Origin of the sequence: Anabaena cylindrica UHCC 0172 (assembly GCF_034931625.1) — a bacterium.
In the GTDB taxonomy this organism is placed as follows: domain Bacteria; phylum Cyanobacteriota; class Cyanobacteriia; order Cyanobacteriales; family Nostocaceae; genus Anabaena; species Anabaena cylindrica_A.
Window position 1 is genome coordinate 132,158 of the sequence record NZ_JAYGGY010000003.1, and the last position, 13,628, is coordinate 145,785.

Annotated in this window: 12 protein-coding genes; 9 read left to right on the forward strand and 3 right to left on the reverse strand. The window is 37.2% G+C overall.

Annotation, left to right across the window (positions count from 1 at the left end; all coding sequences use genetic code 11):
• The first annotated feature begins 136 nt into the window (after positions 1–136).
• From VB713_RS01865 to VB713_RS01875, 3 genes are all read left to right on the forward strand, one after another.
• Positions 137–7,795: a Calx-beta domain-containing protein gene (locus VB713_RS01865; protein WP_323309884.1), complete on the forward strand. Its 7,659-nt coding sequence runs from the start codon at positions 137–139 to the stop codon at positions 7,793–7,795.
• A 165-nt stretch (positions 7,796–7,960) separates the two neighbouring features.
• Positions 7,961–8,377 (forward strand): XisH family protein, encoded by a 417-nt coding sequence (locus VB713_RS01870; protein ID WP_323309885.1) that lies wholly within the window; start codon positions 7,961–7,963, stop codon positions 8,375–8,377.
• On the forward strand, positions 8,365–8,694 hold the full coding sequence (locus VB713_RS01875) for a XisI protein (protein ID WP_323309886.1): 330 nt from the start codon (positions 8,365–8,367) through the stop codon (positions 8,692–8,694). Before VB713_RS01870 ends, VB713_RS01875 begins: the two co-directional genes overlap by 13 nt.
• Before the next feature lie 48 nt (positions 8,695–8,742).
• Here the strand turns inward: VB713_RS01875 and VB713_RS01880 are convergent, their stop codons facing one another.
• A complete protein-coding gene (locus VB713_RS01880) occupies positions 8,743–9,015 on the reverse strand; it encodes a hypothetical protein (protein WP_323309887.1) in 273 nt (90 codons plus the stop codon).
• 131 nt (positions 9,016–9,146) lie between these two features.
• Between VB713_RS01880 and VB713_RS01885 the strand changes: the two genes are divergently transcribed.
• The 6 genes from VB713_RS01885 to VB713_RS01910 all read left to right on the forward strand — a co-directional run bounded on the left by VB713_RS01885 (position 9,147) and on the right by VB713_RS01910 (position 11,133).
• A complete protein-coding gene (locus VB713_RS01885; protein WP_323309888.1) occupies positions 9,147–9,413 on the forward strand; it encodes a hypothetical protein in 267 nt (88 codons plus the stop codon).
• Entirely contained in the window at positions 9,406–9,828 is a 423-nt protein-coding gene (locus VB713_RS01890) for a type II toxin-antitoxin system VapC family toxin (RefSeq protein WP_323309889.1), read from the forward strand. The genes VB713_RS01885 and VB713_RS01890 overlap by 8 nt, the downstream gene beginning before the upstream one ends.
• Positions 9,829–10,085: 257 nt before the next feature.
• The gene (locus VB713_RS01895; RefSeq protein ID WP_323309890.1) at positions 10,086–10,313 is read left to right on the forward strand and encodes a DUF2281 domain-containing protein; all 228 of its coding nucleotides are present in this window, start codon (positions 10,086–10,088) and stop codon (positions 10,311–10,313) included.
• Positions 10,310–10,705 carry a type II toxin-antitoxin system VapC family toxin gene (locus VB713_RS01900; RefSeq protein WP_323309891.1) on the forward strand — a complete coding sequence of 132 codons (396 nt, stop codon included), beginning with the start codon at positions 10,310–10,312 and terminating at the stop codon, positions 10,703–10,705. The genes VB713_RS01895 and VB713_RS01900 overlap by 4 nt, the downstream gene beginning before the upstream one ends.
• A complete protein-coding gene (locus tag VB713_RS01905) occupies positions 10,686–10,850 on the forward strand; it encodes a hypothetical protein (RefSeq protein ID WP_323309892.1) in 165 nt (54 codons plus the stop codon). The genes VB713_RS01900 and VB713_RS01905 overlap by 20 nt, the downstream gene beginning before the upstream one ends.
• 25 nt (positions 10,851–10,875) lie before the next feature.
• The gene (locus tag VB713_RS01910; protein WP_323309893.1) at positions 10,876–11,133 is read left to right on the forward strand and encodes an AbrB/MazE/SpoVT family DNA-binding domain-containing protein; all 258 of its coding nucleotides are present in this window, start codon (positions 10,876–10,878) and stop codon (positions 11,131–11,133) included.
• A 42-nt stretch (positions 11,134–11,175) separates the two neighbouring features.
• Here VB713_RS01910 and VB713_RS01915 read toward each other — a convergent pair whose 3' ends face one another.
• Both VB713_RS01915 and VB713_RS01920 read right to left on the reverse strand, forming a co-directional pair.
• Positions 11,176–11,313, reverse strand: coding sequence for a hypothetical protein (locus tag VB713_RS01915; RefSeq protein WP_323309894.1), 138 nt, complete (start codon positions 11,311–11,313; stop codon positions 11,176–11,178).
• A 291-nt stretch (positions 11,314–11,604) separates the two neighbouring features.
• Positions 11,605–13,194: a B12-binding domain-containing radical SAM protein gene (locus VB713_RS01920; protein WP_323309895.1), complete on the reverse strand. Its 1,590-nt coding sequence runs from the start codon at positions 13,192–13,194 to the stop codon at positions 11,605–11,607.
• Positions 13,195–13,628 lie beyond the last annotated feature (434 nt).

Genomic DNA, 13,628 nt, shown 5'->3' on the forward strand with positions numbered 1-13,628 from the left:
GATTAGTGATTGCTATGACAATATGCTTCATCATAACTTTATGATCGATTTCAGTAAGATTACTATAGACTCAATTATACAAAATCTTAGAAGATAACAATATAAGCTTTTCAATAGTTACAGGGTGTAAATAGCAATGGATGAACTCATATCGAATAGCAACCAAGAGCGTCCTAATCCTGTTCTTGGAAGGGAAAACAACGGTTGTTTAGATATTAAGACCTTCAATCCCCTTGATATAACTGACATTAGTCTTCATCCATCATTATTACCCACTATTGAAACAGTACAAGACTGGTCTAAAATTGCACCTGAAACGCTATCATGGGATCATCTTTTTGGCTGGAAACCTGCTATCACTGAAATCCTGCAACAAGACATCTACCCAACGCTTCAGCAGTTTGCACAGTCCCCAGATTTTCAGTCACAAATACACTTCATTTTCGGAGATAATCTTGATGCTGGGAACTTAAAAGAAATTACTTCTCAGTGGCTAGTTGGTAATTTTCAGACATTGCCGCAAATAGAAGTCCTCAACTCAACCGTATTTCCCACAAATACATTAGGTGCTTTTGCTGGAGAAACCAATAAAATCTACCTCTCCGAAAAATTACTTAAAAGTGGAAATACTGAACTAATTAAAGAAACCGTCTTAGAAGAAGTTGGACATTCTCTAGACAAACAAATAAATATTGTCGATACTCCTGGTGATGAAGGACAATTATTTGCAGCAGTCATTACAGGTAAACAGCTTAATGCAGAGCAAATTGCAGAGATTAAAACTGAAGACGATACAACAAAAATCTTTGCAGATGGTCAACTTTTAACAGTTGAGCAAGCTACTCTCTCAACAATTACCATTAGTGCCAATGATGCTAACGCAGCAGAAACTGTCACAGGACAAACAGCAAATCCTGGTAAATTCACCATCAAACGCACAGGGGATCTTACTTCCAACTTAGCTGTTAATTATACTGTTGGTGGATCAGCAACTAATGGTACAGATTACAATCAATTGACTGGTAATGCTACCTTTGCGGCTGGCTCATCTACAGCCATAATTGATTTAAAAGTGATTAATGATGCTGTCTTGGAAGCGCAAGAAACAGTCATAGTTACATTAAGCAGCAGTGTAAATTATCTACTAGGAACTGCACAAACCGCTACAGTCAATATTGCAGATAATGATAAACCAACAATTACTATTAAAGCCAGTGATGCCACTGCTGCTGAAACTGTCACAGGACAAACTACAAATCCTGGTAAATTTACTCTAACTCGCACAGGGGATTTAAGTTCATCTCCAACGGTTAATTATACAGTTACAGGCACAGCAACTAATGGTACAGACTACAATCAATTAAATGGTTCTGCGACTTTTGCATCTGGTTCATCTACAGCCATCATTGATTTGACTGTGATTAATGATCCTATCTTGGAAGCAAAAGAGACAGTCATAGTCACTTTAGCAAGTAGTGCCAATTACACTTTAGGAACTGCACAAACCGCTACAGTCAATATTGTTGATAACGATAAACCGACTGTTACTATCAAAGCCAGTGATGCAACTGCGGCTGAAACTTTAACTGGACAAACTGCAAATCCTGGTAGATTTACTATCACACGTACAGGAGATTTAAGTTCATCTCCGACGGTTAATTATACTGTGGCAGGTACGGCAACTAATGGCACTGATTACCAAACTTTAACTAAAAATGTGACTTTTGCTGCTGGTTCAGCTACAGCAATAATTGATGTCACTCCCATTGATGATGCTGTCTATGAAGGTAATGAGACAGTTATTGTTACTTTGGCAGGTAATGCAAATTATACAGTAGGAACAGCAAAAACCGCTACAGTCAACATTGTTGATAACGATAAACCAACTGTTACTATCAAAGCCAGTGATGTAAATGCAGCAGAAACAGTAGCTGGACAAACTGCAAATCCTGGTAAATTTACTCTTACACGCACAGGAAATAAAACTGCTGCTTTAACTGTTAATTATACAGTTGTGGGTACGGCAACTAATGGTACAGATTACAACACATTAACTAAAAATGTGACTTTTGCGGCTGGTTCTGCTACAGCGATAATTGATGTCATCCCCATTGATGATTTTGGTTATGAGGGGAATGAGACTGTTATTGTCACTTTGGCAAATAAGGCAACTTATTTAGTAGGAACTGCAAATACTGCTACTGTTAATTTGCTTGAGAATGATTCTGCAACTACTATTATACCGACTATTACTATTAGTGCTAGTGATAGCAATGCAGGGGAAACCGTAAGTGGAGAAACAAAAAATCCTGGTCAATTTAAACTTACAAGGACTGGGGATTTAAGTTCATCTTTGACGGTTAATTATTCTATTGGTGGTACGGCAATTAATGGGACTGATTATAATACATTAACTAAGACTGTGAGTTTTGCGGCTGGTTCTGCTACAGCTTTGATTAATATTTCTCCCATTGATGATGTTGCGGTTGAGGGTGATGAAACTGTGGTAGTTACTCTCAGCAGTAATGCAAATTATAATCTGGGGACGGCGAAAGGTGCAACTGTTAAATTAGTTGATAATGATCCTGTAACTTACATTACTGTAGGTAGTCCCAATGGTGGAGATGCTTTATTACTTGATGGAAGCTACAACATCACCTGGAATGATAATATTTCTGAGAATGTCAAAATAGACCTTTATCAAAATGGTATTTTTCATAGTAATATCTTCAGTTCAACTCCTAGCGATGGGAGTGAAATTTGGACTATTTCTGACATTTTATTGAGTGAATCTAATTATCAAATAAAAGTTAGTAGTGTAAATAATGCTAATTTATTTGATTTTAGTGATAGTAATTTTAGAATTGGTCGTAACTGGGTTCAACGAATAGCATCACAACAAGATGATAGTTTAGTTGCTATTGATACAGATAGCAATAACAATATTTATATTACTGGAACTTCAAATTCATTTTCAGCAGGTTTGTTAATCAAACAAGATTCTGTAATGAATACTACATGGTTTCAGACAGGATTATCTCGTAATTCAACTGGTTTAGCTGTAGATAAAAATAGGAATGTATATGTATCTAGTCCCGATTTTTCGTTTGAGAATGGAGTGATTAATAAATATGATACTAATGCTTCATTGGTCTGGAATCGTCAATTAGATAGTGGATATCAAGATATAGTATATAGTGCTGATACAGACAGTAATAATAATATCTATATTTCTGGATTTACTAATGGTAGTTTTAATGGAACTAATGCAGGTTATCGTGATGCTTTCATAGCGAAATATAACTCAACTGGAACTCTTTTATGGACAAGACAATTAGGTACTAATGGTGACGATTATGCAAGAAAAATTACAACGGACAGTAATGGCAATGCCTATGTTTATGGGACAACTACAGGTAATTTAGTAGGCAATAATTTAGGAGGAAGTGATTTCTTTTTAGCTAAATATAATTCATCAGGAAATCTTTTGTGGAAAAGACAATTCGGGACAAATCTAGATGATGAAGCAAATAGTTTAGCAACAGATAATAATGGCAATATTTACATTTATGGTAATGTTGGCACTAATATAGGTGGATCAATATCTACAGATGTCTTTTTAGCAAAATATAGCTCTTCCGGAAATAGTCTGTGGACAAAACAAGTTGGTACGACTTTTGCTGATGAGGCTGGTGGTATTAGAACAGATAATAACGGTAATGTTTATATTGCCGGTAGTACATCAGGTAATATAGCTGGAGATAATCAAGGGGCAAAAGATGTCTTTGTAATTAAATATGATACGTTAGGTAATCTGTTATGGAGCGAGCAGTTTGGTAGTAGTGGAGATGATGTTTCTAGAGATATTGCTGTAGATAATAATCAAAGAATTTATGTTGTTGGTGATACTACTGGTTCACTCAATCCTGCATTAACTAATGTTGGTGGTACTGATGGGTTTATTAAGAAATTGAGTCCCATTTCACAAGGATTAATTCCTATAACTGTTACTAGTCCTAATGGTGGCAATACTCTTCAAATGGGTAGTAATTATAATATTACTTGGAGTGACAGCATCTCTGAAAATGTAAAAATTGACTTGTATAAAGGAGATGTTTTCAATCGGACTTTATTTACTTCTACTGTGAGTGATGGAAGTGAAAGTTGGACTCTTCCTACTACTATGATTTCTGGTAACGATTATCGGATCAAAGTTAGTAGTGTAGATAATCCTGATTTCTTTGATTTTGGTAATGGTAATTTCACTATTAACTCTGCACCATTTATCACAGTAACAAGTCCTAATGGTGGCAATACTTTCCAAGCAGGTAGTAGTTACAATATTACTTGGAGTGATAATTTTTCTGAAAATGTGAAAATAGACCTATTTAAAGGAGGGGTTTTCAATAGCACTTTATTTAGTTCTACCTTGAGTGATGGCAGTGAAACTTGGACTGTTCCTACTAACTTGGTTGATGGAAATAACTACTCCATTAAGATTGGTAGTGTCAATAATTCCAATTTATATGACCTTGGTGATGCTAATTTTACAGTTAAGAGTTTACCAACAATCACTATTGCAGCAAATGACAGTGATGCAGAAGAAGTGGTTAATGGACAAACTCAAAATCCTGGAAAATTTACTTTCACTCGTACTGGCAGTACGGCTAATTCTTTAACTGTTAATTATACTGTGTCTGGTACAGCCACTAATGGGACTGATTATAGTAGTTTGAGTGGTACTGCTACTTTTTCTGCGGGTAGTGCAACCACTATGGTGACAGTGACTCCAATTGATGACACGGCGTTTGAGGGTAATGAGACGGTTATTCTGACTTTGACTGCTGGTACTGGTTATGCGTTGGGAAGTGCAGTAAATGGAACTGTGACTATTACTGATAATGATTTACCCACCATATTTATTGCTAACAATGATGCTAATGCTGGGGAAACAATTAGTGGACAAACAGCAGATATAGGTCAATTTGTCTTAGCACGAACAGAAGATATAAGTAATTCTTTAACAGTTTATTACACTATTTCTGGAACAGCAACAAATGGCGTAGATTACACCAGTCTGAGTGGAAATGTAATTTTTGCAGCTAATTCTCCCAATGCAATAATTACTTTAAATCCTCTTGATGATGCAATTTACGAAGGAGATGAAACAGTTACCTTAACCTTATCCTCTAAAAATAACTACACTATCGGCACACTTAACACTTCTACTATTTCTATTGCGGATAATGAAATCTCTCCCTCGGCTCCCTTAGTCACAATTGCTACTAGTGATACTGTTGCAGCAGAAACCCAAAGCGGAGAAACTCCAAATCCGGGTTTAGTTACTATCGCCCGTTCAGGAAGTACAACAAATCCGTTAACTGTTTATTATACTGTTAGTGGAACAGCGACTAATGGAATTGATTATAGCTACTTAAATGGTAGTATTTTTATTCCTGCGGGTTTTAGTAGTATTCAAATTCCTATCAATGTCATTGATGATAGGATTTATGAATCTTTCAGCGAAAATATCATTCTTACTTTATCCTCTAATAGTGCTTATCAGTTAGGCACGGCTTATGAGCAAAGTTCTACTGTTTATATTTCAGATGACAATTTTGATTTTACCCTCGACTTCCTTCATGTCAGTTCAAATGATCCAGGAAACAATCTCAATACTGCTTTAGACTTAGAAGAAATATTAAGCTCTGGAAGTTCATATTATAACTATAATGCTTATCGTCACTATGTTGGTAGTGATGATGCAGATGATTACTACATATTAAATCTTAAAAAACCAGCTGAAATTAAATTAAAACTATTCACTATATGGGAGGGAAGCATAAACAATGTTGAATTAAAGTTAATTGATGATCGTAATAAAAATCTAGTCATAGATACTGACGATATCCTGCAAACAGTCACAGGCTCTCAAGCCGATTATCCAGGAATTGAACAGTCATTAGCACCAGGTATTTACTATGTCCAAGTACATAGGATTAGTGGAGATACTCTCTACTCTCTTTCTGTATCAGCCAATGTTGCACCAACAATTACAATTACTGGTAATCAAACACAATCAGGATCTTTATCCAATTCAGATGATATTAATCCTACTAAATCAGGTTCATATAAAGATGATTATTATTTGACAGACGTTTTTGTTGGACAACAACTTCAAATTGACTTATCATCAAGCGCTTACGATTCCTATCTACAACTGATCAACTATAGTACAGGAGCAGTTATTACCGAAGACGATGACTCTGGTGGCAATAGAAATTCTCGATTAACTTTTACAGTACAGGATGGAATTCAATATATTGTTCGTGCTACCAGTTACGGATCTGCTCAAACAGGTTCTTATCTTCTGAAAGTTCAACCCCCAGTTATCGCTCCACCACTTCCACCACCACCTGCTGATTATGCAGGAAATAGTCTATCATCTTCCCGGAATATTGGTACTTACTCCACTACTTATACTGATTGGGTAGGGACTGAAGACACAGATGACTACTATCATTTTACCGTTAGCGGGGCGCGACGTAATGTTGTCCTACGTCTAACAGGTTTAAGTAACGATGCTGATCTAGAATTACTCGATGGAAGTGGTAATGTTTATAATTTTGGTGGACAAGCTACCTCAAACAATGGGGGTAATACTCCAGAATATATCACTCGAATTTTAGAAGGAGGAGACTACTATATTCACGTTAAACAGTTTAGGGGTAATACTAACTATACTCTTGAGTATAATCCTGTAGCTCTTTCTGGACAAGTTCAATTAAATGGCGCGTCTCGGACTGTTGAATTGTTGCGTTACGATGACAATGGAAAATCTTGGGGATTGGAAGGTATTAATCCTAATAATGCTCATGTTGATAAAGGTTTAGGAATTGAATCCAATAAAAACACAATAGTTGTGATTCATGGTTGGAATAACAATGATACTACTGACGGTATAGGAAGACTAGCGAGATTTGTTAGTACATTAGATTCTAGTAATACTCAGGTGCTTGCTGTCAATTGGGGTGATATAGCGCAAGCTGGACTTGATACTATTACCCCTTATAATACAGCTAACTGGATTTCATCAGTTGCTTTGTGGGTAACTAATACCTTAGAGTCTTTGGGAATTAATCCCAGTAAACTATCTCTATTTGGTCATAGCTTAGGAACTTATGTTAGTTATGAAATTGGGCGCATTTTCAAGGATGTTAAAGGTTTAGGTAAAGTTGAAAACTTAGTCGCTCTAGATCCAGCCTATCCGGGTAATAATTATGATATTAATGGCAATCAATCAGGTGGACAAATTGGTGATTTCAAGAGTGTGGCTAACAATTCTATAGCTTTTGTTGTATCTGATTTCCCGATTTATGTAACAGGAAATTTCATAATAGATGGATTACAAGTAACACAAGTTATTCGAGGAATCGCTGGAGATAATAGCAAGGCTAGTACAGCTAATAAATCTTTTATTATTGATTTTCCTATTTCGGAAGTTAATCCTACCGATCTTCACGGTGCAGTTGTTGATGTCTTTACCTATGCGCTGAAAACTAGAAAACTAACCTTACCAAATCTTAGTGGTTTACCAGATTTAAAAGAAAATTGGTACGATAACAATGGTGATGTCGATAACTTCATAGACAGAGCGATAGCTAATTATGGACAACATGAAGGAACTATATATGCTAAACGTGATAATAACGGGGATTTCTGGGCAATAGATAAGCTAGTTTATATACCTCCTTCGGGTAATTCCCTTTTGGACGAAAAGGAAACTTGGACATGATGAGATGCGATCGCTTTTTGGTGGATGTTGGGAGTGCGATCGCTGTTTAGAGATGAGGGAAGTGCGATCGCTGTTTTGGTGTAGGGAGTTTGGAGTGCGATAGCGAAGCGCTCCGTAGGAATCGCGTTATAGTATGAGTAGTGGTTAAATAAATTAAATTTATGTATGCCAGCTAAAGATTTATTTCATAATACAGTTAAAACAGCCCTGACAAAAGATGGATGGGCAATTACTGACGAGCATCTATTTATTCAAGTTGAGGATATTGATTTTTACATAGACTTAACAGCAGAGAGAATTTTAGCTGCTGAAAAAACTGGTAAAAAAATAGCAGTAGAAATAAAATCCTTTTTAGGAGCCTCAGACGTAACTGAATTTCACCTAGCTCTTGGTCAATGTCTCAATTACCGTTCAGCACTGAGGTTGACCGAACCTACTCGGATTTTGTATTTAGCCATTCCGGTAGATGTTTATAATGAGTTTTTTAGTCGGAAGTTTATTCAAAGAATTATTGACGAATATCAACTAAAATTACTAATTTTCAACCCAAATCAAGAGGAGATTGTTATATGGAGAGACTAAATTACAAAGAAATAGTCCAAAAAATTCTTGAAAATCACGCAAAAAATCGCTCAAATAGTCAGACAGAAGTCAAATTGATATTTGATACGGAGCGCGATCACTATCAAGTTCTTAATATTGGTTGGCAAGAGCTAACGCGAATATTTGGTTGTATTATTTACGTAGAAATTAAAGATGGCAAAATTTGGATTGAACGTGATGGAACGGAAATTGGAGTGGCTAATGAATTAGTAGAAGCTGGAGTTCCTAAACAAGATATAGTTTTAGGTTTTAAAGCTCCATACAAACGGAAATTTACTGAGTTTGCGGCTATTTGAAGCACATAAGAGTCAGGATATTTCATTAACAAACCCTCTAAACTGTAATTATGGTGCGATAGCGAAGCACTCCGTAGGAATCGCTTTTGGGATGTGGGGAAGTGCGATCGCCCTTTTAGGAGATGTGGGAGCGATCGCTTTGGGGGATATGGGAGTGTGATCGCCTTGATATTGAGATGTGGAAATGCGATCGCTTGTTGGGAGATATGGGAAGTGCGATCGCTGTTTGGGAGTTATGGGGTGCGATAGCGAAGTTGACCGAAGGTATCGTTTTTTGGGATGACGGAGTGCGATCGCTATTTTCGGAATATGGATGAGCATCGCTGTTTGAGGGTATGGGTGCGATAGCTGTTCTGTAGTGGGGGGAAATGCGATCGCTTTTTGGGATGTGTGAGAGCGATCGCTTTTCTTATTTGCTAAACTGGCAATTATGACAATAGCAATAAATCTCTATGTACTCCACCAGTCCACAGCAAAAACTACTAGAAGCGATCGCTAACCTTAGTGATCAACAAATTTCACTTGTTTTACAATTTATCTCATCTTTAGAAACATCTGTTAGCAACTATCAAACTCCACCTAAAACAGTATTAGAAAGAATGGGTGGTTATCCCAAATTTTTACTGGAGGGATCAGGAGATTTGTCAGATAGAGATGTACGCAAAAAAGCAATTTCTGACATAATTCAAGCAAGACATCAAACAAGAACTCATGAATAATTATCCTTTAGTATTAATTGATACTGGGATTCTTGTTGCCTTCTATGACCGTAAAGACAAGTATCACCAAAAAGTTATTAACTTTTTTAGTACCTGTACCAGTCAACTCATTACAACAATTGCCTGTGTTACAGAAGTGATGTGGTTACTTGCCCCAAATACAAAAGTGCAGAACGAATTTTTATCTGCTTTATCACTGGGAGTATTTCTATGTGAACATTTACTGCCATCCGACTATGAAAGAATCCAGGAACTTAACACAATTTATCAGGATCTACCAGGAGATTTTACGGATTTATCGCTGATTGCTATTTCCGAAAGGTTAAATATCTCTGCTATTGCAACTCTAGACAAAGACTTTAATATTTATCGGCGTTATCGTAAGCAACCATTTGATCGTATATTTTTACCTTAATTGAGAATAGTAAAACTGAACTTATATTATATTTGGAAATGACAGGCGATCGCTTTTTGGGATGATGGAGTGCGATCGCTTTTGGGATGATGGGATGTGATCGCTGTTGTGGGGAGGTGGGAGTGCGATCTCTTTAGGGATGATGGAGTGTGATCGCTTTTTGGGGGTATGGGAATGCGATCGCTTTTTGGTAGATGTTGGGAGTGCGATCGCTTGATAAAATAGAAGTAATTTAAAGTTACAGGAGAAATAAATAAATGATCACATTAGAAATGGCGATCGCTAAAATTCAAAAATTACCTCTTGAACAGCGCAATGAAGTAATTAAATTTATCGAGTTCCTAGAATTTAAAGCAGGAAACATTGATCTTATTTCACAAGAAACAAAAACTACAAAGAATTACCCACTGAGAGGAAAACCTATTACTATTGCTAGTGATTTTGATGAACCTATGCCTGAACTTTGGGAAGCATTAGCAAAATGATCTTACTAGATACCCATATTTGGCTATGGTTGCTTCACGATCCCAGTCAAATATCAAAAGTAGCACAAGAAGCTATTCAACGTGAAGAATCCCAAAATGGCTTATTAGTTTCTGCTATTTCTGTTTGGGAAGTAGCAGTTAAATCTAGTGTCGGTAAATTAGTTTTGCCTTTACAAATTTATGAATGGTATCAGTTAGCGCAAACTCATTCAGGTATAGTCATAGAACCTTTATCACCCATAGATGCAATTGCCAGTACACAATTACCAGACGATTTTCACAAAGATCCAGCAGATAGAATTTTAGTTGCTATCGCAAGACGTTATGAAATTCCCCTTGTTACCTGTGATGCCAAGATTTTAAATTATCCCCATGTCAAAACAATTTGGTAAGTATGCGATCGCTATTTGGGATGATGGGAGAGCGATCGCTATTTGGGGATGTGGAGATGTGCGATCGCTTATTTGGGGATGTGGAGATGTGCGATCGCTTATTTGGGGAATGTGGGGTGTGCGATCGCTGCTATACTACGAATAGTTACTCTTTTTTGGTAAAAAACATTATGGAATTAGTCACCTTAAATCAATCAGGATATCTGCAAATTCCTGAAATTATTAGACAACAGTTAGGTTTAAATAATGAATCAAAACTATCTTTAGAAGTTCAAGATGGAAAACTAATTTTAAACCCTATCAAAGAAGAACCATCTCTTTACTACGAAGGTCATGTATTAGTTTCTGATGTAGAATTATTAGCAGATGCTAATACAATAATTGAAGAACTCAAAAATGAAAGAATCAATCAAGTAATTTCATGGTAAAAATATTATTTGATACATCTGTTTTAGTCGCCGCTATTTTAGTTAAACATCCTCAGCATTTTCCTTGTTGGTCATGGCTAGAAAAGGAACACGAGTTCCCACAAACACTGGAACTCCACTCATAATTTCGGAATCGCAGTGAATAATTCTCTGAGTTTCTAATAACTTATTTAGCATCATTTTTAATTCACAATATAACTTCATTTCTCATGATAGCTGATATATGAAGCGGGAGAGCGATCGCGCAAGCGCTCCCTATTAATCGCAAATATACTGCAAACGGGTCAAACTTGGACTTATGTCATACTGACCGTAACGTAGTGCAGGGAAGTATCTCGGAGATTCTAGAGCCTACGGCACGCTACGCGAACACTTCGTTCAGAATGACACTTTTAACCCGTTTTTAGTATAGCTCATAAAAACTTTTGCGGGTAGACATTTTGCCTACCCCAAAAGAGGCTGAGGAGTTAGCTAAACTAACACTTGAGCTTTTTCTTCTTCCAGCTTTACCTGAGCTTCTGCTTTTTGGAACTCAGCCACTTGAGCCTCAATTTCATCGCGGACAATCTGACGATATTCCAAGAAATGCTCGATTTGAGCGCAAACCGATAAATAGCTACTAATACCACCTGGATTATGCTTGTACATACTCCACAAATTACGCCAGAATTGCCAACGAGTATTACGTAAAGCACCTTGTCGCCAGCAAATAATTAATAATGCTCTTAATACCTTCCAATTCACTTGTTTTTTAGCACTTTTGCCTTTTTTTGGATAAGTGGCTTCACCCAAAATCCGGTAATGACGGTAAGCACGATCTAAAAACCGTGATGGTTCGTATAATTCCCAAAACGCTTCGACAAATTCACTGGCGATTTCTGGTAAAGGCCGGGTGGGAACAAAATTCATCAATGTGGTTTGATTGATATTGGCAGATTTACTGCGGAGTCGGTTTTCCCTTTCTAATCTATGCCACAATGCTGTATCTGGTAGGGCTTGAAGCATACTAAATAAAGCAGTGGGGATTGATGTTTGTTCTACAAATTTAACGATTCTAGAACCAGCACCTGTTTTTTCGCCATCAAAGCCAATAATAAAACCTGCCATAACTCGCAACCCAGAACGCGTAATTTTATGTACCGCTTCGCTGAGGGAATCTCGCGTATTTTGAAATTTTTGCGTAAAAGCGAGGCTTTCTTCGTCGGGGGTTTCAATACCCAAGAAAACAGAACCGAAATTACACCTTACCATTGCATCCATCAATTCTTGATCTTGAGCTAAATCAACGGAAGCTTCTGTTGCAAAGGAGAAAGGATATTGATGTGCAACCATCCAAGGTTGTAGTTCTTTTAGAAATAATTTGACGTTGCGCTTATTACCGATGAAGTTATCATCTACCATAAAGATACTGCGTCGCCAACCTAATTCGTAGAGATAATCAAGTTCGGCAAGGAGTTGGGCTGGTGTTTTGGTACGGGGTTTGCGCCCGTAGAGAACGATAATATCGCAGAATTCACACTGGAAGGGACAGCCACGGGAGAATTGTACTGACATTTCCGCATAGGCATCAAACTCCAGTAAATCAAAGCGAGGAATGGGTGTGGTGCTGACATCTGGCTTTTCACCACCAGAACGGAACAGCCCTGTAGACTCACCGCGTGCGATCGCATCTATAAATAATGGTAAGGTAATTTCTCCCTCATCCAAAATCATATAATCTGCACCCACATCTGTAACTTCGTTAGGTAAGGCTGTTGGATAAGGGCCACCTACAGCCACCCGCTTACCACGACGCTTCGCTTCCTGAATCTGTGCCAGCAAATCCTCTTTTTGGACAATCATTGCCGACAAAATTACCAAATCCGCCCAAGCCCATTCTGCTTCCGTGATTTGGCGAATATTCCGGTCTACTAGCTTAAAATTCCATTCTTGGGGTAAAATTGCAGCTACTGTCACCAAGCCCAAAGGTGGTAACATCGCCTTACGGTCAAGCAAAGCCAGTGTTTTTTCAAAAGACCAAAAACTTTTTGGAAACAGAGGATATATAAGTAAAACATTCATTATCTTAATTGCAAACCCTGAATTTTGCTTGTAGGTTTATTTTAAACAAAGACTGAAAATAGGGTAATATTGTTCGCACTTCTGTAGCACTACACTGAAAAATTTGCTTATTTGAATTATATGATAATTAGTGGTGTCTTTGTTGTTAATATTCATCTATGCCTTGGGTCATTTTATCCCATAACTCTTTGCCTCAACAATTCCATCAATTTACACTGATGATAGTGGATTTCCTTCAACTGGTTTAATATTTTTCCTTTCAGCTTGCTGATTTGATGTCTAATAGGTAGTACGATATTTTTTCCACCACTCAACTGCATCATGATAATATTCTATTTTTCCTGCATCCATAAATTTTTTAGCATATTGAAAAAATGGAGTAAGAATTCAGGAGTCAGGAGTCAGGAGTCAGGAGTCAGGAGTCAGGAGTCAGG

Excerpts from the sequence above, each read along its gene's own strand:
- VB713_RS01920 (WP_323309895.1), bottom strand. The coding sequence starts at position 13,194 with ATGAATGTTTTACTTATATATCCTCTGTTTCCAAAAAGTTTTTGGTCT.
- VB713_RS01895 (WP_323309890.1), top strand. The coding sequence starts at position 10,086 with ATGATCACATTAGAAATGGCGATCGCTAAAATTCAAAAATTACCTCTT.
- VB713_RS01885 (WP_323309888.1), top strand. The coding sequence starts at position 9,147 with ATGTACTCCACCAGTCCACAGCAAAAACTACTAGAAGCGATCGCTAAC.
- VB713_RS01910 (WP_323309893.1), top strand. The coding sequence starts at position 10,876 with ATGGAATTAGTCACCTTAAATCAATCAGGATATCTGCAAATTCCTGAA.
- VB713_RS01870 (WP_323309885.1), top strand. The coding sequence starts at position 7,961 with ATGCCAGCTAAAGATTTATTTCATAATACAGTTAAAACAGCCCTGACA.
- VB713_RS01865 (WP_323309884.1), top strand. The coding sequence starts at position 137 with ATGGATGAACTCATATCGAATAGCAACCAAGAGCGTCCTAATCCTGTT.
- VB713_RS01875 (WP_323309886.1), top strand. The coding sequence starts at position 8,365 with ATGGAGAGACTAAATTACAAAGAAATAGTCCAAAAAATTCTTGAAAAT.
- VB713_RS01900 (WP_323309891.1), top strand. The coding sequence starts at position 10,310 with ATGATCTTACTAGATACCCATATTTGGCTATGGTTGCTTCACGATCCC.
- VB713_RS01915 (WP_323309894.1), bottom strand. The coding sequence starts at position 11,313 with ATGATGCTAAATAAGTTATTAGAAACTCAGAGAATTATTCACTGCGAT.
- VB713_RS01880 (WP_323309887.1), bottom strand. The coding sequence starts at position 9,015 with ATGCTCATCCATATTCCGAAAATAGCGATCGCACTCCGTCATCCCAAA.
- VB713_RS01905 (WP_323309892.1), top strand. The coding sequence starts at position 10,686 with ATGTCAAAACAATTTGGTAAGTATGCGATCGCTATTTGGGATGATGGG.
- VB713_RS01890 (WP_323309889.1), top strand. The coding sequence starts at position 9,406 with ATGAATAATTATCCTTTAGTATTAATTGATACTGGGATTCTTGTTGCC.